Source organism: Salinibacterium sp. dk2585 (assembly GCF_008001035.1).
GTDB lineage: Bacteria > Actinomycetota > Actinomycetes > Actinomycetales > Microbacteriaceae > Homoserinimonas.
In genome coordinates, this window is sequence record NZ_CP042856.1 from 1 (window position 1) to 23407 (window position 23407).

At 64.2% G+C, this 23407-nt stretch carries 25 protein-coding genes; 15 read left to right on the plus strand and 10 right to left on the minus strand.

What is annotated here, in order from left to right:
- Window positions 1-100 precede the first annotated feature (100 nt).
- Window positions 101-1510 (minus strand): chromosomal replication initiator protein DnaA, encoded by a 1410-nt coding sequence (dnaA, locus tag FVA74_RS00005; RefSeq protein ID WP_147719744.1) that lies wholly within the window; start codon window positions 1508-1510, stop codon window positions 101-103.
- Between the two features lie 332 nt (window positions 1511-1842).
- Here dnaA and rpmH point away from each other — a divergent pair, with 332 nt between their 5' ends.
- The 8 genes from rpmH to FVA74_RS00045 all read left to right on the plus strand — a co-directional run bounded on the left by rpmH (window position 1843) and on the right by FVA74_RS00045 (window position 7258).
- On the plus strand, window positions 1843-1980 hold the full coding sequence (rpmH, locus tag FVA74_RS00010) for a 50S ribosomal protein L34 (protein ID WP_147719745.1): 138 nt from the start codon (window positions 1843-1845) through the stop codon (window positions 1978-1980).
- Window positions 1981-1999: 19 nt separating this feature from the next.
- Window positions 2000-2377, plus strand: a complete 378-nt coding sequence (rnpA, locus tag FVA74_RS00015) for a ribonuclease P protein component (RefSeq protein ID WP_147719746.1) — start codon at window positions 2000-2002, stop codon at window positions 2375-2377.
- A complete protein-coding gene (yidD, locus tag FVA74_RS00020) occupies window positions 2374-2709 on the plus strand; it encodes a membrane protein insertion efficiency factor YidD (RefSeq protein WP_147719747.1) in 336 nt (111 codons plus the stop codon). Before rnpA ends, yidD begins: the two co-directional genes overlap by 4 nt.
- Window positions 2710-2717: 8 nt before the next feature.
- Complete coding sequence (gene yidC, locus FVA74_RS00025) at window positions 2718-3662, plus strand: membrane protein insertase YidC (RefSeq protein ID WP_147719748.1); 945 nt, start codon at window positions 2718-2720, stop codon at window positions 3660-3662.
- Window positions 3663-3704: 42 nt separating this feature from the next.
- A complete protein-coding gene (locus tag FVA74_RS00030) occupies window positions 3705-4199 on the plus strand; it encodes a R3H domain-containing nucleic acid-binding protein (protein WP_240792374.1) in 495 nt (164 codons plus the stop codon).
- Window positions 4200-4383: 184 nt separating this feature from the next.
- On the plus strand, window positions 4384-5016 hold the full coding sequence (gene rsmG / locus FVA74_RS00035) for a 16S rRNA (guanine(527)-N(7))-methyltransferase RsmG (protein ID WP_147719750.1): 633 nt from the start codon (window positions 4384-4386) through the stop codon (window positions 5014-5016).
- A 254-nt stretch (window positions 5017-5270) separates the two neighbouring features.
- Entirely contained in the window at window positions 5271-6242 is a 972-nt protein-coding gene (locus FVA74_RS00040; RefSeq protein ID WP_147722981.1) for a ParA family protein, read from the plus strand.
- Between the two features lie 50 nt (window positions 6243-6292).
- Window positions 6293-7258 (plus strand): ParB/RepB/Spo0J family partition protein, encoded by a 966-nt coding sequence (locus FVA74_RS00045; protein ID WP_147719751.1) that lies wholly within the window; start codon window positions 6293-6295, stop codon window positions 7256-7258.
- 26 nt (window positions 7259-7284) lie between these two features.
- On the opposite strand, the gene FVA74_RS00050 is transcribed toward FVA74_RS00045, so the two are convergent.
- From FVA74_RS00050 to FVA74_RS00075, 6 genes are all read right to left on the minus strand, one after another.
- A complete protein-coding gene (locus tag FVA74_RS00050) occupies window positions 7285-8247 on the minus strand; it encodes a D-alanine--D-alanine ligase (RefSeq protein WP_147719752.1) in 963 nt (320 codons plus the stop codon).
- A 44-nt stretch (window positions 8248-8291) separates the two neighbouring features.
- Entirely contained in the window at window positions 8292-9629 is a 1338-nt protein-coding gene (locus FVA74_RS00055; protein WP_147719753.1) for a PLP-dependent aminotransferase family protein, read from the minus strand.
- Window positions 9630-9782: 153 nt separating this feature from the next.
- Window positions 9783-10109: a thioredoxin gene (gene trxA, locus FVA74_RS00060; RefSeq protein WP_147719754.1), complete on the minus strand. Its 327-nt coding sequence runs from the start codon at window positions 10107-10109 to the stop codon at window positions 9783-9785.
- Window positions 10110-10135: 26 nt separating this feature from the next.
- Window positions 10136-11116, minus strand: a complete 981-nt coding sequence (gene trxB / locus FVA74_RS00065; RefSeq protein ID WP_147719755.1) for a thioredoxin-disulfide reductase — start codon at window positions 11114-11116, stop codon at window positions 10136-10138.
- A gap of 95 nt (window positions 11117-11211) precedes the next feature.
- The gene (gene murJ, locus FVA74_RS00070) at window positions 11212-12879 is read right to left on the minus strand and encodes a murein biosynthesis integral membrane protein MurJ (RefSeq protein WP_240792254.1); all 1668 of its coding nucleotides are present in this window, start codon (window positions 12877-12879) and stop codon (window positions 11212-11214) included.
- Window positions 12876-14579, minus strand: a complete 1704-nt coding sequence (locus FVA74_RS00075) for a DUF6049 family protein (RefSeq protein WP_147719757.1) — start codon at window positions 14577-14579, stop codon at window positions 12876-12878. Before FVA74_RS00075 ends, murJ begins: the two co-directional genes overlap by 4 nt.
- A gap of 113 nt (window positions 14580-14692) precedes the next feature.
- Between FVA74_RS00075 and FVA74_RS00080 the strand changes: the two genes are divergently transcribed.
- Window positions 14693-16123 carry a CCA tRNA nucleotidyltransferase gene (locus FVA74_RS00080; protein WP_147719758.1) on the plus strand — a complete coding sequence of 477 codons (1431 nt, stop codon included), beginning with the start codon at window positions 14693-14695 and terminating at the stop codon, window positions 16121-16123.
- Window positions 16124-16206: 83 nt separating this feature from the next.
- Here the strand turns inward: FVA74_RS00080 and FVA74_RS00085 are convergent, their stop codons facing one another.
- Complete coding sequence (locus FVA74_RS00085; protein ID WP_147719759.1) at window positions 16207-17280, minus strand: inositol-3-phosphate synthase; 1074 nt, start codon at window positions 17278-17280, stop codon at window positions 16207-16209.
- A 157-nt stretch (window positions 17281-17437) separates the two neighbouring features.
- On the opposite strand from FVA74_RS00085, the gene rpsF reads away from it, so the two are divergent.
- The 6 genes from rpsF to FVA74_RS00115 all read left to right on the plus strand — a co-directional run bounded on the left by rpsF (window position 17438) and on the right by FVA74_RS00115 (window position 22461).
- Entirely contained in the window at window positions 17438-17827 is a 390-nt protein-coding gene (rpsF, locus tag FVA74_RS00090; RefSeq protein WP_147719760.1) for a 30S ribosomal protein S6, read from the plus strand.
- Window positions 17828-17830: 3 nt separating this feature from the next.
- Window positions 17831-18343 (plus strand): single-stranded DNA-binding protein, encoded by a 513-nt coding sequence (locus FVA74_RS00095; RefSeq protein WP_147719761.1) that lies wholly within the window; start codon window positions 17831-17833, stop codon window positions 18341-18343.
- A 48-nt stretch (window positions 18344-18391) separates the two neighbouring features.
- Entirely contained in the window at window positions 18392-18652 is a 261-nt protein-coding gene (gene rpsR / locus FVA74_RS00100) for a 30S ribosomal protein S18 (protein WP_147719762.1), read from the plus strand.
- 11 nt (window positions 18653-18663) lie between these two features.
- The gene (gene rplI, locus FVA74_RS00105; protein ID WP_147719763.1) at window positions 18664-19116 is read left to right on the plus strand and encodes a 50S ribosomal protein L9; all 453 of its coding nucleotides are present in this window, start codon (window positions 18664-18666) and stop codon (window positions 19114-19116) included.
- Window positions 19117-19616: 500 nt separating this feature from the next.
- Window positions 19617-20996 (plus strand): replicative DNA helicase, encoded by a 1380-nt coding sequence (gene dnaB, locus FVA74_RS00110; RefSeq protein ID WP_147719764.1) that lies wholly within the window; start codon window positions 19617-19619, stop codon window positions 20994-20996.
- Between the two features lie 139 nt (window positions 20997-21135).
- Window positions 21136-22461, plus strand: a complete 1326-nt coding sequence (locus tag FVA74_RS00115; protein ID WP_147719765.1) for a hypothetical protein — start codon at window positions 21136-21138, stop codon at window positions 22459-22461.
- Here the strand turns inward: FVA74_RS00115 and FVA74_RS00120 are convergent.
- Together FVA74_RS00120 and FVA74_RS00125 are read right to left on the minus strand one after the other, a co-directional pair.
- The gene (locus tag FVA74_RS00120; RefSeq protein WP_147719766.1) at window positions 22449-22949 is read right to left on the minus strand and encodes a GNAT family N-acetyltransferase; all 501 of its coding nucleotides are present in this window, start codon (window positions 22947-22949) and stop codon (window positions 22449-22451) included. The genes FVA74_RS00115 and FVA74_RS00120 overlap by 13 nt on opposite strands.
- A complete protein-coding gene (locus FVA74_RS00125) occupies window positions 22946-23245 on the minus strand; it encodes a DUF1778 domain-containing protein (RefSeq protein WP_147719767.1) in 300 nt (99 codons plus the stop codon). The genes FVA74_RS00120 and FVA74_RS00125 overlap by 4 nt, the downstream gene beginning before the upstream one ends.
- Window positions 23246-23407 lie beyond the last annotated feature (162 nt).

Consider the following 23407-nt stretch of genomic DNA (forward strand, 5'->3'; position numbering starts at 1 on the left):
TCCACAGTTATCCACAGGCTTTCCACATGTTGAGAAGGCGCGCCGAGTTCTGCTATCGCGCGCGCTTGCGGACGAGATGTGGAAAGCGGAACGCCCTCGCTTAACTCGAGAAGCGGTGGTTCTGCTTGATGCGGCTCGTGAGCTCGGTCACCTGGTTGTAGATCGAACGGCGCTCCTTCATGAGCTCCGTGATCTTCTTATTGGCATACATGACCGTCGTGTGGTCCCGGCCGCCGAAGAGCTGCCCGATCTTAGGCAGCGACAGGTTGGTCATCTCCCGGCAGAGATACATCGCGATCTGCCTGGCCGTCGCGACCGCCTGGGAGCGCGATGAACCATAGAGATCGTCGACGGAGAGCTTGAAGTAGGCAGCCGTGTGGTTGATGATCTCCACCGGCGCGATCACGTTGTCATCGTCGAGCGTGATGAGGTCCTTCAACACCGTCTGTACGAGCGAGAGATCGACCGGCGTCTTGTTGAGACTGGAGAACGCCGTGACCCTGATGAGGGTTCCCTCGAGCTCGCGGATGTTCGATGAGACCTTCGACGCCATGTACTCGAGGATGTCGTCGGGCACCTGGAGACGCTCACTCTGCGCCTTCTTGCGGAGGATCGCGATGCGGGTCTCGAGGTCGGGCGCCTGCACATCCGTGATGAGTCCCCACTCGAAGCGGGAGCGCATCCGGTCTTCGAAGCCCGTCAGGTGCTTGGGCGGCAGGTCGCTCGTGATGACCACCTGCTTGTTGTGGTCGTGCAGCGTGTTGAAGGTGTGGAAGAACGCTTCTTGCGTCGAGTCCTTGCCCTGCAGGAACTGGATGTCGTCGATCAGCAGGATGTCGATGTCGCGATAGCGCGACTGGAAGACGGATGCCCTGTTGTTGGCGATCGAGTTGATGAAGTCGTTCGTGAACTCCTCGGAGCTCACGTAGCGAACACGGATGCCCGGGTACAGGCTCTCGGCATAGTGGCCGATCGCGTGCAGGAGGTGAGTCTTGCCAAGACCGGAATCGCCGTAGATGAAGAGGGGGTTGTAGGCCTTGGCGGGAGCCTCCGCGACCGCGACGGCGGCGGCGTGGGCGAAGCGGTTCGAGCCACCGATGACGAAGTTGTCGAAGTTGTACTTGGGGTTGAGTCGTGAATCAGAACGTCGTCCCGTGTCGGGAGCTGGGGTCGACGGAGCCGGCTCCATGAGGGGCTGCTCGTCGATCTCCTCGGCATGGGCCATTGTGACGTGCGAGATCTCCGGGTTCACGACGATCGCGAAGTTGTTGAGTTCCCAGGCGCCGTCGAGATCGGCGATCGCGTTCAGGAGTGGAATTCGGATGCGCTGCTCAAGCATCCCCCGGGTGAGGTCATTCGGCACCTCGAGGTAGAGGGTGCCAGCCATGATTCCGCGAGGTTCCGCCAGGCTCAGGAAGCCCTGAAGCTGCGGCGTGATTCGGTCGTCGTTGCGCAGGGTGTCAACGATTCTTTGCCAGGCTCCCTGCGTAGGATCGACTGAATCGGTCATCCGGCGCTTCCTCCCCCATCCACGGTCTAAGGTTCCTGCGGGCCCGTGCTGTGCGCGGTGTCACTGTCGCAGTTATACACAGGGTTATCCACTGCCTGTGCAGTCACACCACCTTAGTTTGTCTCGGCGGGTCATCCACAAGCACCATTTCGTGATGTGGATAATGACAGGTTGCTGTGCGCGGTTTGACCGATGCCAAGAAAGAACGTATTTTTAAGCAGTTGACTTCTGCCTTCCGGCACATTCGTCATTCCACGCTCTCGTGAGTGCGCTCACTGGCGTGAACGAATGCACGACATCGATTTTTTTCACCCACCTGCGGAGATCCCACCATGAGCAAGAGAACGTTCCAGCCGAACAACCGCCGTCGTGCCAAGGTGCACGGTTTCCGCCTGCGCATGCGCACCCGTGCCGGACGCGCGATCCTCAACGCGCGTCGCCGCAAGGGCCGCACCGAGCTCTCCGCTTAGTCACGACCGGTCCGGTTCGGTGCTGGCTCGAGCCGAGCGGCTCGTCAGCGCCGCCGATTATCGACGTACTGTCCGGCGAGGTCGGCGGGCGTCGAGTGAACTCATGACCGTATATGTGCTCATGGGTTCTTCCGGTGAGACCTCTCGCTTCGGGTTCATCGTCTCGAAGGCAGTTGGCAATGCTGTTACCCGCAACCGGGTGCGCCGTCGCCTGAAGGCCATCTGTCACACCGCGCTCTCTGCAGAGGAGAGTAATGCTCGTGTCGACGCCGTCATCCGCGCCCATCCGGCATCTGCGACGGCCGGGTTCCAGGAGCTTGAGAGCGATGTCCTGCGCCTGCTCGAAAGAAGCAAGGCCCTCCTCGCTTCTTCGACGCCACTCAGCGGTGCACGATGAGGGCGCTGCGTCTGCTCTGGTTGCTTCCGCGCAATGTGTGCGTGGCGATCTTGCACGTCTACCGGGCAGTTATCTCTCCTCTCTATGGGGATGTGTGCCGCTACTACCCCTCATGCTCGGCCTACGCGCTTGAAGCCATCCGGGTTCACGGGGTCGTCAAGGGCATTGGCCTCGGCTCGCTTCGGCTGGCGCGCTGTCATCCGTGGGCAGCCGGCGGTGTTGATGACGTCCCACCCCACGGCACTCATGCAGTGCGTCTCAGTCGTTGGGGTTTCGTGCTGGATCTCGAGCACCACTCCCCTGTTCACCACATGCACCAACGAAAGGTCTGATCCAGCACATGGATTTCATAGGCGCGATTCTCTGGCCGATCAAATGGGCGATCGAGGCGATCCTCGTCGCGTTCCACACCGTCTTGACGGCGATCGGGCTCGACCCTGACGATGGTGTGACCTGGGTGCTGTCGATCGTCGGCCTCGTGCTGGTGGTGAGGGCGCTGCTCATTCCGCTATTTGTGCGGCAGATCAAGAGTCAGCGCCGGATGCTCGAGGTCTCTCCCCAACTGAAGAAGATCCAGGACAAGTACCGGGGCAAGAAGGACCAGTTCTCGCGTGAGGCAATGTCGCGCGAGACGATGGAGCTCTATAAGAAGACGGGAACGAACCCGCTCAGCTCCTGCCTCCCTCTCCTCATCCAGATGCCGATCTTCTTCGGTCTCTTCTCCGTGCTGCAGAATGCGCAGCACAATGGCGTCGGCGTCGGCCTACTCAACGAGAAGCTCTCCACCTCCTTCGGTGAGTCGGTGTTCCTGGGTGCGCCACTCAAACTCGCCATTAGCACTGCCGACGGAAACTGGACCGTCATCGTCATCGCGTCGATCATGGTCATCCTCATGACGGCGTCGCAGTTCATCACGCAGCTGCAGATCATGTCGAAGAACCAGTCGCCCGAGATGAAGAACAGTCCGATGTTCAAGCAGCAGCGAATCCTGCTGTATATCCTCCCCCTCGTCTTCCTGTTCTCCGGCTTCACCTTCCCCCTCGGCGTCATGTTCTACTGGCTCGTTTCGAACATCTGGACGATGGTGCAGCAGTTCATCGTCATCCGGAACATGCCGACCCCTGGCAGTGAAGCAGCGCTCGCCCGCGAGGCGCGTCTGGCCAAGAAGGCGCAGCGTCGCGGCATCACGATCGTCGAAGACGAGAAGCCTGCCGTCGAGAAGCCCAAGCCGGCGCAGCGCCAGCAGCCCGTCAACCCCAAGAACCGTAAAAAGAAGAAGAAGTAGGCATTCGTGACTGACAACATCGTCCCCGTGAATGAAGCAACCATCGAAGCGGATGGCGTCCAGCAGACGGCGAGCTCCGTGACCGAGCTCGAAGAAGAAGGCGACATCGCCGCCGATTACATCGAGGAGTTGCTCGATATCACTGACCTCGATGGGGACATCGAGATCGATGTGCGTGGTGGGCGTGCGTATGTATCGGTGACATCCGCCGAAGACAGCAACCTCCGAGTACTTGCCAAGACCGAGACGGTGAACGCTCTGCAGGAACTCACGCGCATCGCCGTGCAGACCAAGACCGGAAGCTTCTCGCGTCTGATCCTCGACGTGGGCGGATCACGCGAGGCGCGCCAGAAGGAACTAGCGGACCTTGTCGAGCGTGCGGTCGAGCGCATCGAGGCTGGCGCTACGTCCGCAGCGCTGCCGCCCATGTCGTCCTATGAGCGCAAGCTCGTGCACGACATCGTGGCCGAGAAAGGCTTCACCTCGGAGTCGGAGGGCGAGGGCCGCGACCGCCACACGGTGGTTCGTCGGGCCTAGGCTGCCTCATGTTTCACGTGAAACATCTCAAGTTGGGTCGTAGTAGCTCCGCGGCCTGAAGTGTTACGTGAAACGTCTGCTTATGTGGGGTGCTGCGAAAGCCTTATCGATGCGGCGGCAAGGTTTCACGTGAAACATAGCTTGGATCCGGAATCGAGATTGATTGCGACGACGAAGGATGGATATGCCTGACACCAACATTGAGCGCGAGCCGGAGGCTGCCGCGGCGCTGTTCGGTGATCGCATAGAACTTGCCCGGAGTTTTGTGGCCGACCTCGGGCAACGGGGCGAGGAGTTGGGCCTCATCGGACCGCTCGAACTCCCCCGCCTGTGGACACGGCACGTCGTGAACTCAGCGCTCATGGCCCCGCTTCTCCGCCCGGGCCGTGTCGGTGACATCGGCAGCGGCGCAGGACTCCCTGGCATCGCGCTGGCAATTGCTCGTCCCGACGTCGATTTCGTCCTGATCGAACCCATGGAGAGGCGTGTCGCGTGGCTGAACGAGCAGGTCTCGGCACTCGGCCTCGGCAACGTTGAGGTCATGCGGGCACGCGCAGAGGAAGCGAAGCTCAGCCCGTGGCTTGACCAAGCGACCGCTCGCGCTGTGAGCGCGCTCAGTAAGCTCATTCCCCTCGTGGCGCCACTCATGAAGTCGGGAGGCGAAGTCCTGTTCTTCAAGGGAGCGAGCGTGGACAAGGAGATCGAGGCGGCATCGAAGGTCATCCGCCGCCATCGCCTGCATGACATCGAAGTGCTCGTACTGGGCGAGGACCTCGGCACGGAACCCACGCGGGTGTTTCGGGCTACAGTGGATTGACCCTTTCCTGGCTCCCGGACTCCGCGAGCACCGGCCGGGACGGCGCGAACTGACGCGAACCCGACGCGGTATGCATGACACACTTCCCTCGATAGACCAGAAGGTTTCACGTGAAACATCACGACAACGGCAGCGGCAGTCCCGAGCTCGACCAGCGTGCCCGCGAGGAACTGGAGTCTGCATTTGCGGTGAGTGGTAGCGGGGACGTCGTGCGAGAACTGGGCGGCGCGGTCGATTCCGCCACTGCCAACGCCATGGACAGTCCGAGCAAGGCACCCGCTTCCGCGAGCGAGCCGAAGGCGAAGAAGGCTTCGTCACCCTCCGCGCTCGGAGGCTTCGCCGACACTCCCCTGGCCCGCGAACTGTCTGAGATCACCCGCCGCAGACGCGCGCTTGAGGCCGAGGAGCTCCCCCTGCCAGGAACGACGCGGGTGATCACCGTCGCGAACCAGAAGGGCGGGGTCGGCAAGACCACGACCACGGTGAACCTCGCAGCCGCCCTCGCCAAGAATGGTGCTCGCGTACTGGTGATCGACCTTGATCCCCAGGGTAACGCGTCGACCGCACTGGGTGTTGAACACCGCTCCGACACCGTGAGCGTCTACGACGTCATCGTCAATGACGTCGAAATCGCGAATGTCGTGAAGAAGAGCACTGAAGGCGGAGAGCTGTACTGCCTTCCGGCCACGATTCATCTGGCTGGCGCAGAGATCGAGCTTGTGTCCCTCGTTGCCCGCGAGCAGCGCCTGCGTTCTGCGCTCGACAAGTTTCTGAGCGAAACCGAAGAACCCTTCCACTACGTCTTCATCGATTGCCCTCCCTCCCTCGGACTGCTGACGATCAATGCGTTCGTTGCCGCGCGTGAGGTACTGATCCCGATCCAGTGCGAGTACTACGCACTCGAGGGACTCAGCCAACTGCTCAACAACATCAAGCTCATCGAACGACACCTCAATCCCGAACTTGTCGTCTCGACGATCCTGCTCACGATGTATGACTCGCGCACGAACCTGTCCAACCAGGTGGCGGATGACGTGCGACAGCACTTCCCCGCCGAAGTGCTCGCCACGCCCATCCCCAGATCTGTAAGAATCAGCGAAGCGCCGAGCTTTGGGCTCAGTGTCATCAGCTACGACACCAACTCGCCGGGTTCGATCTCCTATCTTGAAGCGGCCGCGGAGATCGCCCGACGGGGGGCTCCCGAGAGCACCAGCGCCGCCAAATAGCGGCCGGCCCGAAGAATCACAAAGCAAGACCAGGACGAACGGAAACACCAATGGCAGCAAAGCGCACGGGACTCGGCCGCGGCATCGGCGCCCTCATTCCCACCGATGAAGGTTCGCCGGCTCGACCAGTCGACGTGTTCTTTCCTTCCAACGCGCGTCCCGCGAGCACCGAGGAAGAAATTCCCGGTCTCGCAGAGGTGCCGGGAGCGCGTCTTGCCAGCATCGACCCCAAGAAGGTCGTCCCCAACGCCAACCAGCCGCGCCATGTCTTTGTGCAGGAAGAACTCGACGAGCTGATCCACTCGATTCGCGAGTTTGGCGTGCTCCAGCCGATCGTTGTGCGGCCAATTGCGGATGCCGACCCCGATGGGCCCGAATATGAACTCGTCATGGGCGAGCGCCGACTGCGGGCCACCAAGCATCTCGGGCTCGACAGCATCCCCGCCGTCATCAAGAACACCGCGGATGACGCCATGCTCCGCGATGCGCTCCTCGAGAACCTGCACCGCGCGAACCTCAATCCGCTTGAAGAGGCGTCGGCCTACCAGCAGCTCCTTTCAGATTTCGGCATCACGCAGGAGCAGTTGGCCGAGAGGATCGGTCGTTCCCGCCCACAGATCACCAACACCCTCCGGCTGCTTCGCCTCCCGGAGAGCGTGCAGCAGCGTGTCGCCGCGGGAGTGCTCAGCGCCGGCCATGCCCGCGCGATCCTGTCGACCGGTGAGCCTGAGGCGATGGAGCGACTGGCCGACAAGATCATCAACGAGGACCTGTCGGTGCGGTCTGCCGAAGCGGCGGCTGGCCAACTCTCGAACAAACCTAAGCGCGCCACTAACCCCACCCGCGGCGGTCGCCATGGTCAACTCGACGAAATTGCTGAACGCCTCGGCGATCGACTCGACACGCGGGTCAAGGTCACCCTGGGCGCGAAGAAGGGCTCGATCGTGATCGACTTTGCGACCGTGGGAGACCTCAACCGCATCCTCGGCGAATTGGGAGATCCCGGCTTCCAGTAGCCGCGATTCCTGCGCTGACCAGGGATTTATCCGCGCGCGTCGCGGAGTGCTGCCTGGCAGAGCGCGAGGTACGCCCAGCCCACATCGTGTCCTGCGACCTCTAAGGCGCGGGGGAACAGTGACGTCTCAGTCAGGCCAGGCATGACGCTCGCCTCGAGGAAGAACGGCGTGCCCGCGCCATCCACCATGAAGTCCATGCGCGAGATGTGGCGGAGGCGAAGCGTCTCATGTGCCGCGATGGCCGCCACCGACGCGCGGGCGGCGACCTCGTGTGAGATACGCGCGGGCGTGTAGAACCGCGTCTCCCCTGCGTTGTAGCGTGCCTCGAAGCTGTAGAACCCGGAAATGGGCTCGATCTCGACGGGCGGAACAGCAACGGGCCCGTCACCCGTATCGATGACGCATACAGAGATCTCGGTGCCGGTGATCTTCTGCTCGACGAGGGCGACGTCACCGTAGCGGTAGGCATGCACCATCGCGGTCGCGAGGTCAGCCGGGTCGTCGACGATCGTGACCCCCTGTGCGGAACCGCCCTGGGCCGGCTTGACGACCACCGGGCCACTCAGCTCGGCCGATATGCGGTCGAGCACGTTGACCGCCCCGAGGTCGCGAAAGGTGTCACGCGAGAGAGCGATAGAGCGCGGAGTCGACACGCCCACCCGGCTGACCAGGGTTTTTGCTGTCGGCTTGTCCCACGCCATCCGAGACGCGTCGGCTCGGGAGCCGACGAAGGGCACACCGACGAAGTCGAGGAGGCCGCGCAGCGAGCCATCCTCTCCCCCGGCACCGTGCAGCGCGGGCCAGACCACGTCGGGCTGCCGGGATTCAAGGTATGCGAACAGCGACGCATCCGGATCGCGCAGTTCGACCGTGACCCCCTGGGAACGAAGGCTGTCGGCGATGCGACGGCCGGAACGCAGCGAGACATCCCGCTCGTGCGATATGCCGCCAGCGAGGATCAGTACGGAACTCGGGGTGAACTCGTCCATTGCGATGGGGTTCCTTCGGGGTCTTGCGGTGCCTGCAGGGCGCGTCAGTTGATGTTGGGCGGCGGGCTCGTGACGTGGATCGGCTCGACGATGGGGACCTGCCCCGTGACGGCAGGCGCACTCGTCGCGAAGGTCTTGAGCAGCTCGAGTTCGCCGTTGATGACGGAGGTGAGGCGGCGGATGCCCGTGCGAATCGTCTCCTCATTGGGGTAGCAGAACGACAAGCGCATCATCTGGCGGCCGCCGCCATCAGCGAAGAAGGCCGTGCCGGGCGTGTAGGCCACGAGCTCCTTGACCGCGCGGGGAAGCATCTCCTTGGAATCAAGCGTCGACGGCAGACGCAGCCAGACGTAGAAGCCTCCGTTGGGGACTGTCCATTCCATTTCGGGCAGGTGCTCCTGCAGGGAGGTCAGCATGGCGTCGCGGCGAGAACGGTAGACGTCACGGAAGGCGTCGATCTGGCCCCTCCAGTCGGAACTGCGGAGATACTCCGTGATCGCGAACTGGCTGAAAGAGCTTGGGCACAGGGTCGCGGACTCATTGGCGAGGATCAGCTTCTCGCGGATGGCGTGGGGTGCGAGCGCCCAGCCCACCCGGAAGCCGGGGGCGAAGGTCTTGGAGAAGCTGCCGAGGTAGATGACGCCGTCCTCTTCGATCGACCGCATGGCGTGAGGCGGCGGGGTGTCGAAGTAGAGCAGCCCGTAGGGGTTGTCCTCGAGTACCAGGATGTCGTTGGCCTTGCAGATCTCGAGGACCTCGAGGCGGCGCTCCCAGGTGAGCGTGACACCGGCCGGGTTGTGGAAGGTCGGGATCGTGTAAAGGAGCTTGATGCGCTTGCCCTCGGCCTGAAGGCGAGCAATCGCTTCGCGCAGGGCCTGGGGGATGAGGCCGTCTTCGTCCATCATGACGTGGGCGACTTCGGCCTGGTACGAGCGGAAGACGCCGATGGCGCCGACATAGCTCGGCGCCTCAGCAAGGATGACGTCGCCCGGATCGATGAAGAGCTTCGTGACGAGGTCGAGCGCCTGCTGCGATCCGGTCGTCACGACCACATCGTCGACGCTGCCCCGGATGCCCTCGAGCGCCATGATCTCCAGGATGTGCTCGCGCAGTTCGGGAGTGCCCTGGCCCGAGCCGTACTGCAGCGCTGTGGGGCCGGAATCGCGCATGACGCGCTCGAGCGATGACGTGACGAGATCGGGCGAGAGCGCCGAGACGTAGGGCATGCCGCCAGCCAGGGAGACCACTTCTGGTCGCGATGCGACTGCGAAGAGCGCTCGAACCTCGGATGCGCTCAATCCGGCAGTCCGGTGCGCGTAGTGGTCGTACCACGGGTCGAATCTCGTGCTCGACCCGCCCGATGTGGATTCGTGCGGCGTCATGGTGATCCCTTGTCCTCAGGGTGCTGGAATCACTCAAGCCTAAGCGACGAGGGCCCGCACTGCTTTCGCAGGCGGGCCCTCGGCTTGCTTTCCTAGTTCAGGGACATGTCTTTCGTTCCTGAACTAGGAAAGCAACATCCTGAGTTCTGAAAGTCAGCCGATGAACTCCGCGAGGTCGGCCTCGAGCGCGGGCTTGGGCTTGGCACCGATGACGGTCTTCACGACCTCGCCGCCCTTGAACACCTTCATGGCGGGGATCGAGGTGATCTGGTACTTCATGGCTGTCTGCGGGTTGTCGTCCACGTTGAGCTTGACGATCTCGAGCTTGTCGGAGTGCTCGGATGCGATCTGGTCGAGGATGGGGGAGACGGCGCGGCAGGGGCCACACCATTCGGCCCAGAAGTCGACCATGATCGGCTTGTCGGAGTTGAGCACCTCGGCTTCGAAGGTGGCGTCGGTCACATCGCGTGCACTGGACATGTCGTTCTCTCTTTCGTCGGGGGAATTCAGGCGTGGGCGGGGCTGAGCGGGGCCTCAGGGATGGGGTCGGCCTCCACGCTGCTCTGCGGCAGCGAGGCGAGGTAGTGTTCTGCGTCGAGCGCCGCGACCGTGCCGGATCCGGCGGCCGTGACGGCCTGCCGGTAGGTCGGGTCGATGACGTCGCCGGCCGCAAAGACGCCCGGCACCGAGGTACGCGAGCTGCGACCATCGACCGCGATCGTGCCGGCCTCCGTGAGGTCGAGCTGGCCGTGCACAAGGTGCGTGCGGGGGTCGGCGCCGATCGCGATGAACAGCCCGTCGAGGTCGAGCTTGGACTCGCTGCCGTCAGTCGTGTCGACGAGGGTCACGCCCGTGAGGCGCTCCTCGCCGAGAATGCCGCCGACGCGCTTGTTGAAGAGAAACTCGATCTTGGGGTCGGAGTGAGCGCGATCCTGCATGGCCTTCGAGGCGCGGAGCTCCTCGCTGCGGTGGATCACGTAGACCTTGTCGGCGAACTTCGTAAGGAAGGTCGCTTCCTCCATCGCCGAGTCTCCCCCGCCGACGACCGCGATGGTCTTCTGGCGGAAGAAGAAGCCATCGCAGGTCGCACACCACGAGATGCCGTAGCCGCTCAGGCGGTCCTCGTTGGGCAGTCCGAGCTTGCGGTAGGCCGAGCCCGTTGCGAAGATCACGCTGAGCGCCTCGTGAGTCTCACCGCTCCCGAGGGTGACCGTCTTGACACTGCTGGAGAGGTCGAGCTCGGTCACGTCGTCCATGACGATCTCGGTGCCGAAGCGCTCAGCCTGCTTGCGCATGTTCTCCATGAGGTCCGGGCCGAGGATGCCCTCGGGGAACCCGGGGAAGTTCTCGACATCCGTGGTGTTCATGAGCTCGCCGCCGGCCTCCACCGAGCTCGCGATGAGCAGCGGGCGCAGGCCACCGCGGGCGGCGTAGATCGCAGCCGTGTACCCGGCGGGACCGGAACCGATGATGATGAGCTGGCGCAAGGCGCCCCCCTTCGAAGATTGTCGTATGCGGTGCAACACATCCTATTCGCCGCCTATTCCGCGATCGCCGGGTGTGACGACGGTGACGAGGGGCCTCAGGAACGACGGATGCGACGCAGCACGACATCGCGGACGAGCGCGACATCCGGGTTCCGCAGCAGCAGGAGCACGCCAGCGTAGAAGACGCCCATGATGATGGCCACGAGGGCCATCGACACGATGGCCCCTGGCACGGTCGACAGGGCGAAGGCGCGTTCCTCGAAGCCGCCGAGCGTGCGCAGCGTGATGCCGCCGGCAACCGCAGAGATGCCCGCTGCGAGGAGGTACTGCAGGTGGCGCACGAGCAGGAGGCGGCCACCGAGCGCCCCGATCTTGCGCCGCAGCACGAGGAAGGTGAGGGCGAACTGGGCGTAGAACGTCAGGGAGGAGACCGCCGCGATGCCGACGCCGATCCATTCGAGCGGGAGGGCGGTGCAGGCGACGAATCCGACGATGAAGAGCGCCGACTTCGCGACCTCGACGAAGAAGACCGTGCGGGTGTCCTCGAGGGCGTAGAAGGTGCGCTGGAGCACGAACACGGCGCTGAAGGGGGCGAGCCCGATCATGTAGACCGCGATGACGGCGGCCATCGCGAGCACGTTGTCGTGCCGGCTCTCGAAGATGCGGGCGAAGGGGGCGGCGACCACGATGAGCACGACGGCGGCGAACATGATGATGAGGCCGATCGCGCGGAGAGAGGCCGAGACATCCGCCTTCACCGCGGGGATGTCGCCCGCGCCGGCGTTCGCGCTCATGCGGGTGAAGAACACAGTGGCGATCGATACCGCGATGACCGAGTGCGGGAGCATGAAGATCAGCCAGGAGCTTCCGAGGGTCGCGGCGCCCGCGCCCTCCGCGGCGGCGAGGCTTGCGGTGCGGGTCTGCACGAGCCCGGCGATCTGGGTCACAAGGATCATCGCGAAGACCCACCCGGCCGAACGCCCCGTCTTGGCAAGGCCGACGCCGCGCCAGTGGAAGTCGGGACGGTAACGGATGCCGGCCCTGCGCCAGAAGAAGAGCAGCACGAGGGCCTGTGCTGCGATGCCGAGGGTCGCGCTGCCCGCGAGCACCACGATGCGCTCGGTCGTCCAGACATCCACGGAGCTGTTCACCTCTGCGCCGCCGAACAGCAACTGGAACGCGATCAGGCCCGCGATTGCGACGACGTTGTTGAGGGCGGGTGCCCAGGCGAAGGGTCCGAAGGCGCCGCGGGCGTTGAGCACCTCGCCGAGCAGGCTGTAGAGCGCGTAGAAGAAGATCTGCGGCAGGCACCAATAGGCGAACACGGTCGCGAGTGCGAGGGCCTCGCTCGAGAAGCCGCGCCCGCCATCATCAGCCTGCTGCACGTAGAGCGTGACGAGCACGGGAGCGGCCAGCGTCGCGAGCACTGTGACACCCAGGAAGACCGTGATGCCGAGGGTGACGAGCTTGTTGATGAAGCTGGCCCCGCCGTCGTCATGGAAGCCGGCGCGCACGATCTGGGGCACGAGCACCGCGCCGAGCACGCCGCCCGCGATGAGCGCATAGATGTTGTTCGGCAGTTGGTTTGCCACCGCGAAGGCGTCCGCCGCAGCGGATGCCACCTGGCCGATCGTCTGCGCCAGCACGATGGCCTTGACGAAGCCCAGCACGCGGCTGACCATCGTTCCTGATGCCAGGAGCGCCGTCGCACGGCCGACGCTGCGTTGAGCCTTCCCGCCCGGCTCCTCCCCTGCCTCGCTCACTGCGCCTCGCGCCCCTCGCGGCGGCGGCGGGCGACCGTCCGAATGATGCCGATGACAAACACGAGCAGCACGACGCCGGCGACGACGAAGGTGAACGCCGTCTCCCATCCCGCCTGCACATTGGTCGTGACATAGAGCGGCGCGCCGATCGAGACCCCTGTCTGGCTCGAGAGGGTCACGACGAGCACTGCCGAGCCATTCGCGATCGACTGCACCGGCACGGCGGCGCGTGCCTGGGACTGCGCCGAGATCGTCACCGGCACACTGTCGTCGAGCACGTCGAGCACGGCACGGTTAGCCCACACCTGCACGTTCACGGTGACCGGGTACGGCAGGGTATTGCTGATCGTGATCGGGATGTCGCCCGTGTCGCTCAGGAGGTTGATCGTGCTGCTGTCGAGCACGTGCACGGAGGAGAGAAGTTCGGCCGCTCCCGCAACGAACTCCTCGACGGCACCCTGCCAGTCCGCCGAGGTCTCGACCCAGGCGTTAGAGGCGAGCGTGAACATCCGTCGCCGCTGTTCTCCCGTGATGAGGCTCGGGTCTTCGAGCACACTCGCGAACGCGGTGGTGGCGGGCATGGTCTGGAGGGCGCTCTGCAGCGGGGTGATGCGCTCGGCCGACACCGGGCGGTCGACGATGCCGATTTCGACCGGGTCTTCCGCGAGGGTCCGGGAGAGCGTCGTGAGGGTGATCCCGGGCGTCGTCGAGAGCTCCGTGAGGGTTGCCGCGATGCGGTTGCCGGTGCTCGGGATGTCGCGGTCGAACGTTGCCAGCACGGTGGCCGAGCCGCCGGTCCACCCGGCGAGGGCGGCGGTGAGCTGCGACATCGAGGAGTTCCAGGCGGCCTCTGTCGGCGCCGAGACGGCGTCGCGGAGGAAGGCGGAGATGTCGTTGTTCGACACAACGATCCGGTGGCCACCGGCCCTCGCCGATGCGGGGATCGCGTCGCGTGGGTAGGAGGCATTGCTGGAATCGAGCACGGTCACGGCATCGCCGAGCGTCGCAAAGACCTCAAGGTCGGCGCCGACGACCGTGTCGTCACGCGGCCACACGACGGGCCCGAGCGTGAACGGGAGGTCGATGAGGTCCTCCCCCGTCGGCACGACCGGCTCCGCTGGCGTCGTGGGCGAAGGGCTCGGCGAGACGCCGGGGGATGCGGACGGCGAGGCGCCCGGGCCCTCCTGCACCTCATTCGGGAAGACCGAGGGATCGATCACGAAATCCGTGGGCACCGACAGGTCGGTCATCCCCGCCTGGCTAAGGGCCGCAACGTCGGCGTCGGCGTAGGCGAGCGAGAAGGTCTCATTGCTCGCGTCCTGCAGGCGATCGAGCCACTCAATCGCCGACTCGGGCGCGCCGGTGCCCAGGATGCGGATGGAGGCGAGGATCCTTGGGTCGACACCGAGCGCGACAGGGCGGTCGATCACGGCATCCAGCTGGCGCGTGAGCACACCCGTCGGGGAGGTGTAGAGCTCGAGCTCCTCCCCCGACAGGAGGCTCGCGGTGCCGGCCGGCACCACGATGGGCATCGCAAGGACGAGGCTCGTCGGGGAACCGTCGCTTGCGGCGACGCCGGGCGGAGGGGTCTGTGAGGGCGTGGCATCCGGAGTCGCCGACGACGCGACCGAGCCACTGAGCACGAGGGCGGCGCCGAGGAGGGCCGCGCCCCACCGTGAGGCGAGACGAGTCAGTGGCATCGGCCGGCTCCGATCGTGCGCTGGGCCAGCATGCAGTCGATTCTATGGCCGAGATGCCGAGAGGCAGGCGGATGCCACGGCTACAGTCCACGGGCGGCGGATAGTCTTGACCGATGCACAGCGTCGCCTCGGCAATCACGCGACTCGCGGCCCTGGCCGAGTCGCCGCACGTCTCCCGCCTCGCCGACGCCTTCGCAGCGGCGGGCCACGAACTCGCGCTCGTGGGTGGTCCTGTGCGTGACGCCTTCCTCGGCCGTGAGCTCAACGACCTCGATTTCACGACGGATGCGCGGCCGGAACGGATCCTCGAGATCGTCACCCCCATCTCGAGCGCCCAGTGGGACATCGGGCGCGCCTTCGGCACGATCGGGGCCGTCGTCGAGGGGCACACGGTCGAGATCACGACCTACCGCACCGACGCCTACGACGGCGAGACGCGCAAGCCCGAGGTCGAGTTCGGCACGAGCCTCGACGAGGACCTCGTGCGCCGCGATTTCACCGTCAATGCCATGGCGCTGCGCCTGCCGCAGCAGAAGCTCGTCGACCCCTCCGGCGGCATGGACGACCTGCTCGCGGCTCGCCTTTCGACGCCCGCCGCCCCCGAGGTCTCCTTCGGTGACGACCCGCTCCGGATGCTTCGTGCCGCGCGCTTCACGTCACAACTCGGCTTCACCGTGTCCGACGAGGTGCGCGCCGCGATGGGCGCCCTCGCGGGCCGCCTCTCGATCATCTCGGCGGAGCGAGTCAGCGAGGAGCTCACCAAGCTGCTCCTGACGGGTTCGCCGCGCGCCGGCATCGAGCTCATGGTCGAGACGGGGCTCGCCGACGAGGTGCTGCCAGAGATTCCCGCCCTGCGGCTCCAGGTGGATGAGCACGCCCATCACAAGGACGTCTACCAGCACAGCCTCACAGTGCTCGACCAGGCGATCGAGCTCGAGGGCTCCCGCAAGCATGAGCCCTCCCCCGACCTCGTGCTCCGCCTAGCGGCCCTGCTACACGACATCGGCAAGCCTGCGACGAAGCGCGTCGAGGGCGGCGGCGTCGTCACCTTCCACCACCACGATGTCGTCGGGGCGAAGCTCGCGACGAAGCGGCTCAAGGCGCTGCGCTTCGACAAGGAGACGATCCAGTCGGTGAGCAAGCTCATCGAGCTGCACCTGCGGTTCTTCGGTTACACGGAGGGTGCATGGACGGATTCGGCTGTACGGCGCTACGTGCGCGACGCCGGTAACCAGCTCGAACGGTTACACATACTGACCCGCGCCGACGTCACGACGCGCAACCGCCGCAAGGCCTCGCGCCTCGCGCGCGCCTACGACGACCTCGAGCAGCGCATCAAGGAGCTCGCCGAGCAGGAGGAGATCGCGGCCGTACGCCCCGAGCTCGATGGCGAGCAGATCATGGCGATGCTCGGCATCCGTCCCGGCCGCGAGGTCGGCGAGGCATACCGCTTCCTGCTCGAGCTGCGGCTCGACGAAGGCCCCCTCGGCGAGGAGGAGGCTGAGCGCCGGTTGCGCGCGTGGTGGGCCGAGCGCACTGCTTGAGCAGGCCCGCCAGGGCGGTATCGAGACCCGGACCAGTCCAGGTGTCGATGCGCTCCCGCGTCGCTACTCAAGCCACGTTCGCGCTACTTCGCGGTGTCGTGGATGAACTGCTCGAGCATGTCGCGCGCCACCGGGTCGGGGTACTGCTTCGCGGGTGACTTCATGAAGTAGGCGGATGCTGCCTCAACGGGTCCGCCGTGACCAGCATCCAGCGCAAGCTTCGCCGCCCGCACGGCGTCGATGATGACACCGGCCGAGTTCGGCGAGTCCCACACCTCGAGCTTGTACTCGAGGCTCGTGGGCGCGTTGCCGAAGCCGTGGCCCTCGAGGCGAACGAAGGCGAGCTTGCGGTCGTCGAGCCACGGCACGTGGTCGCTCGGGCCGATGTGCACGTGCTCCGCGCGGATCTCCTGGTCGACGTTGCTCGTGACGGCCTGCGTCTTCGAGATCTTCTTCGACTTGAGTCGCGAACGCTCGAGCATGTTCTTGAAGTCCATGTTGCCGCCGACGTTCAGCTGGTAGGTGCGGTCGAGCACGAGGCCCCGCTCCTCGAAGAGGCGCGCGAGGACGCGGTGTGTGATCGTCGCGCCGAGCTGGCTCTTGATGTCGTCGCCCACGATTGGAAGGCCAGCATCCGTGAACTTCTTCGCCCACTCCGGGTCGCTCGCGATGAAGACGGGGAGCGCGTTGACGAACGCGACGCCCGCATCGATCGCCGCCTGTGCGTAGTGCTTCGCCGCCTCCTCGGAGCCGACAGGGAGGTAGCAGACGAGCACTTCGGCACCCGAGTCACGGAGGGCCTGCGCGACGTCGACGGGTGCGGCATCCGATTCCTCGACCATCTCGCGGTAGAACTCACCGAGGCCGTCGAGGGTCGGGCCGCGCAGCACCGTCACGCCGGTGGGCTCGACGTCAGCGAACTTCAGCGTGTTGTTCTCGCTCGCCCACATAGCGTCGGCGAGGTCGACGCCCACCTTGGCTGCGTCGACGTCGAAGGCGGCGACGAACTCGATGTCGCGCACCGCGTACTGGCCGAAGCGCGTGTGCATGAGTCCTGGGATCGTCTCGGCGTCGTCCGCGTCCCTATAGAAGGTGACGCCCTGGATGAGGGAGTTGGCACAGTTGCCCACGCCGGCGATAGCGACCCGAATCGACATGACGATATTGCTCCTTGCTGGGGTTGGAATTACATGACTACACTAGACAGGTTGTGTGCGCGCCTCGATCCGAGGCCTCCGCAGGCAACGACATGCACATACCCTCCTGTCACAGACCGTCTGTGGCCGTTTTTAGTCCAAAGGAGGTGGGTTAGTCATGCATCAGTACGAACTCATGGTGATTCTCGATCCCGAGATCGATGAGCGCACCGTGGCACCCAGCCTGGACAAGTTCCTCAACGTCATTCGCAATGACGGTGGCTCGATCGACAAGGTCGACGTCTGGGGCAAGCGCCGGCTGGCTTACGAGATCAACAAGAAGGCCGAGGGCATCTACGCCGTCGTCGAGATGACCGCGAACGCAGCGGCGACGGTCGAGCTCGACCGTCAGCTCAAGCTCAGCGAGGCCGTCATGCGCACCAAGGTGCTCCGCGCAGAAGAAGCGATCGCTCAGGTCGCCGCCGCCGCGAAGCTCTCCGAGGAGAAGGCCGCCCGCAAGGCTGCCGCCGCGAAGTCCGCACCGGCCGCCGACGCGAAGAGCGAGTAGCCCATGGCCGGCGAAACCGTGATCACCGTGGTGGGCAACCTCACCGCCGACCCGGAGCTGCGGTACACGCAGAACGGACTCGCGGTGGCGAACTTCACCATCGCCTCCACTCCTCGCACGTTCGACCGTGCGAGCAATGAGTGGAAGGACGGCGAGGCGCTCTTCCTGCGCGCAAGCGTGTGGCGCGAGTTCGCCGAGCATGTCGCGGGATCCCTCACCAAGGGCTCACGCGTCATCGCCACCGGTCGCTTGAAGCAGCGTTCCTACGAGACCAAGGAAGGCGAAAAGCGCACGAGCTTCGAGATCGAGATCGATGAGATCGGTCCGAGCCTGCGCTACGCCACCGCTCAGGTCACCCGCACCTCATCGTCCCGCGAAGGCGGCGGCGGTGGCTTCGGCGGGCAGCGTGGAGCTGTCGCTGACGAGCCGTGGGCAGCCGCGGCGCCGTCGTCGGCGAACTCCGGCGGGGATGTCTGGAACACCCCGGGCAGCTTCAGCGACGAGACACCCTTCTAGACCTCGCCCACGGCGCACGGTCACGAAACCAAACCCTAAGGAATAACCATGGCAGGAAAGAGCAGCGGCGACCGCCGCAAGCCCCTCCGCAACAAGGGTGGCAAGAACGCCGCCCCCGCGAAGTCCATTCGCGTCGGCGTCATCGACTACAAGGATGTCGCCACCCTCCGCAAGTTCATCTCAGAGCGTGGAAAGATCCGCGCTCGCCGTATCACCGGTGTCTCCGTTCAGGAGCAGCGCCTCATCGCACGTGCCGTCAAGAACGCGCGCGAGATGGCACTGCTTCCCTACGCCGGCTCGGGCCGTTAAGGAGCATCGAAATGTCAAAACTGATTCTGACGCATGAGGTCACCGGCCTCGGCGCTCCTGGCGACGTCATCGAGGTCAAGAACGGGTACGCCCGCAACTACCTTGTGCCGCAGGGCCTCGCCGTGAACTGGAGCCGCGGTGGCGAGAAGCAGGTCGAGCAGATCAAGGCCGCCCGCGCTGCGCGCGAGCACGCCACGATCGAGGAGGCCAAGGACCTCAAGCTCAAGCTTGAGGCCAACAAGGTCAAGCTCGCGATCAAGGCTGGCAAGGAGGGTCGTCTCTTCGGGTCGGTCAAGAACTCCGACATCGCCGACGCAGTCGCCGCCTCCGGGCTCGGCACTGTCGACAAGCGCAAGATCGAGATCACCTCTCCCATCAAGGTGACGGGCGAGCACGAGGCGACTGTTCGCCTTCGTGACGACCTCGTTGCCACGATCACCATCCAGGTGGTTGCAGCGAAGTAGTCCTTTCTAGGATCGCGATGGCGGTGGGCCTGTACCCACCGCCATCGTCGTTTTAAGCCGTGGATGGGGCTTGAGCCGGGGCGTTTTGTATCGGGTTTCGCGCCCCCGTGTCAAGCACTTTCAACAGCCGGGGTGTGGATTATTCCAAACCCTCAACCCGAACTCTAAACAACTTTTTACACACATGGTGTGAAAAGAAAAAGGCCAGATCAGAGCGGGTTTCACGGGGTGGATTCGCAAGTTTCCCACAGGTCCGTCCACAACTTGTGCACACGTCGCACGGCGTTTCTCCCCGGTTTCCCACAGGGTTATCCACAGGGTGGCTTGTGGCGCGTGATGGGGCTTCCTAGCCTTGGTCGGCGGGATGCACCCAACCCGCCACGAGGGAGTGCCACGGCGCGTGCCCCGCACCCGAAACATCCGCCCTTGGCTCCACGGTGCCGAGGATGTCGGCAGTCTGCGCTACGACTGGGACGCAAGAGAACAACGAGAGGTGAACGATGTCTATAGCCCACCTGGGGCTGGCTGGCTCGTCGACCGAGAGACCCGACGACCCGCGCTCCTCCGAGCGCACTCCGCCTCACGATCTCCTTGCCGAGCAGAGCGCCCTCGGCGGCATGATGCTGAGCAAGGATGCGACGGCCGACGTCATCGAGTCTGTGCGGGCTGTGGACTTCTACATCCCCAAGCACGAGATCATCTTCGATGCGATCCTCAGCCTCTACTCCCACGGTGAGCCGACCGACGTCATTGCGGTCACGGATGAGCTGACGAAGACGGGACTCATCGGCCGTGCCGGCGGAGCCGAGTACCTGCACACCCTCACGGGCGTCGTGCCTACGGCTGCGAACGCCGGCTACTACGCTGCGATCGTCGCCGAGAAGGCGGTGCTGCGTCGGCTCGTCGAGGCCGGCACGCGCATCGTGCAGATGGGCTACGCGAGTGAGGGCGAGGTCGTCGACCTCGTCAACAACGCACAGGCCGAGATCTACAACGTCACCGGCGGGGTCGAAGCAGAAGACTTCGTGCCGCTCACCGTGGCCGTCGAGACGGCCATCGACGAGATCGAGGCGGCAAAAGGCAGCGACGGCTCCATGACGGGTGTGCCGACGGGCTTCTCGGAACTCGATGACCTCACCAACGGCTTCCACCCCGGGCAGATGATCATCGTCGCCGCCCGCCCCGCGCTCGGTAAGTCGACGCTCGCGCTCGACTTCGTGCGCGCGGCATCCATCAAGCACAACATGCCGTCGATCGTCTTCTCCCTCGAGATGGGCCGCTCGGAGATCGCGATGCGCCTCCTGTCGGCCGAGGCAGCCGTGCCCCTGCAGAGCATGCGAAAGGGAACGGTCGACTCTCGCGACTGGACCACGATTGCCTCAACCCGCGGACGCATCAACGACGCTCCCCTCTACATCGACGACAGCCCCAACATGACGCTCGTGGAGATCCGAGCCAAGTGCCGCCGACTCAAGCAGAAGTACGGGCTCAAGCTCGTCGTGATCGACTACCTGCAGCTCATGACCTCGGGCAAGAAGGTCGAGTCGCGACAGCAGGAGGTCAGTGAGTTCTCGCGAGCACTCAAGCTGCTCGCGAAGGAGCTCCAGGTGCCCGTCATCGCCCTCTCCCAGCTGAACCGTGGTCCCGAGCAGCGCCAGGACAAGATGCCCGCCATCAGCGACCTGCGCGAATCGGGCTCGATCGAGCAGGACGCCGACATGGTCATCCTGCTCCACCGCGAGAGCGCCTACGAGAAGGAGAACCCGCGCGCGGGCGAGGCCGACCTCATCGTCGCGAAGCACCGTAACGGCCCCACCCGCACGGTCACGGTCGCGTTCCAGGGCCACTTCTCGCGCTTCACCGACATGGCTCCGATGTAAGTTATGGTCCGAATGCGAGCGGCAAGGGGGTTTCAGGCAGTGATGGGCACGATGAACTGTGGAGCACGGACATGGAGTGCTGCCAGCGCTCGCCATACACCCGCTTTAGCTTGCTGCAGAGCTAGGTAGAGACGACGCCATGGTTGATAGCTATCTCCTCTTCGTCGAGCGCATCGCGGCCGAGTGTGACAGTCGAGATCACGAATTCTGTGGCGGGAGCGGTCACTGCCGGACCGCGGCTACTGAACACGCTGCAGAGCAGGCTCGTTTACGACAAGCGGCGGAGTTCGACGCCGGTAAAGAGCGGCTGAGTCTTCAACTGTCGCAGCCGAGTGCAAACTGGAGTACCAGTGCTTTGCTCAGAACTGCCCGAGACCTGCTCCTCACGCCGCCGACTCGAGATCCGTTATGGCGCTCGATCGCCATTACTACAGCGTTGGCCAGGCTTGGGGAGCGCGGGCTCAGCGCCGACGCGCTAGTGCGCACGGGCTTCGCGCGCGACTTGGTCTTGAAGATCATTCGCGATGCTTCCATGTTCTGGTGCGCGGGCACTCTGGGCACCGATACGACCATTCCGGCCGTGCTGCAGCCATGGGTGGATCTCCTCGATGGTGAGAAAGCGCTCGCCAGTCATCGACAGGAGCTACCAGCTCATGTCGCCTCAGTCGCTATCGCGGGTGCGGTTGGGGGTCGAGCCGAAGCGTGGCTTCGGGAGGCCGCGATCGCCCACATCGTGGGCTGGCGCATCGACGGCTACCTTCGTGTTGAGCGTCATCCGAAAGATCTCGTCCTCATGGGCGGTCGTGATGCGACGTTGTGGATCATCGATCGCTTCACGCGCACTTTTCCGCGGGACTGGAGCTACTCGTCACTTAATTGGGAGCTGGCGTTTAACGCGAACTCGGAGGCTGTTGCACAAGTTTCAGGAGTACCCGCGGAGATTCTGACGGAGCGGACAGTCACCAGTGGCACTCTGGTCGAAGCCGTGACTTCGAAGATCACGAAGCCCTATCTGGACGACTTCGAAGAGAGGAAACTCGGGGAATCGTCCATCGCGTCTCTCGCGACTCTCTTAGACGGCGGTCAGTACGACACGGCGCTGCGAATGGCAAGGCGGTTCCACGAGGCTCAGCCTCAGCAGGTTCACTTCGCGTTGGCATATGCGTTTTGTCTCATCATTCAGGATCCTGCAGCGGCACGCTCGATACTGGACAATATCCAGATACCGAAGGACAGTGACGCGATCGGGATACGGCTCGCGAACTTGGTGACCTGTTCACTCGTGCAGCGAGACTTGCCCGGCGCGCGAGCGCAGGCTAAGCGATTAGCGAACCGAATGGCGGACGCAAGCGCGTGGCTCTGGGAGCCGCAAAGCCTATTCTCGGGACAACCGCGCGTGCGATTCCAGTCAATTTCAGATTGGTTGCGCGACTTCGAAGCCGCAGTCCCACCTCACTCGGCATAACGCCGGAGCGCCTTCATTGGCACCATGAGGTGGAGTTCTTCCACTGGGGACTGAAGAAAATCACCGTGGTACAGATAGAACGACTTCGCTCCCTCGTCGCGACAATGGACTAGAACTGCAGCCGCGCCGATGCTCTCACTGATCTGATATGCGCGACGGAGGGCGTCGCGCAAGAGACTCCAACCGAGACCGTTGCCCTTGAACTCAGTGTCGACTGCCAGCCGCGCCAGAAGTATGCACGGGATCTGCGTAGGTCGGCGAGCAGCGAGTCGTTCGGGCGCATTGTCCTGGGCGACTGCAGCCATGGTGACCGAGTAGAAGCCGGCCACTCGCTCACCATGGTATGTGACGTATGTAGTTGCGTTGTTCGCTGCCTGATTCTCCCAGGCGAACCGCACGAACCAGTCGTCAAGTTCGGGCGCTCCGCTACTAAACCCTTCACGCCTATCACTCTTCTGAAGTTTCCGAGGCGAGCTAAAGCGGGTCACACGTCGTCCGAAAAAACCGTTGGTCTAGAGAAGAGCTTCTCGAATTTAGTCAATTTCGGCAGTGGCAGATCAAGCATTCGGCTGAACTCTTCGAACTGTTCCTCGGTAGCAATGAACCACCGACGGTCGGCCAGAACACGCTCTGCATGTTCCACCGCACTGCCAAGGATGAACTCGGTTAGTGTGTGGTCGGTCGCTTCAGCAGCCCGACGGAGTAGGTTTTCCTGTCGGTCCGTCGCGCGCAAGTTGATCCGTTGATTCTTGGCAAGCCGGGTGTCGGCCGCAGACTCAGACATTCGGGTTCTCCTTCGTGTACACACACAGTACGTACATAAGTTGCTGAGTGTCAACTTACGACAAGCTCATGCGGGGACATCATGGTGATCCGGGCCTGTGTGGTGACCTGAGATGACGGCGCAACCTGAGGCGAGCGTAGACGGCGCGTAGGGCGCGGACGC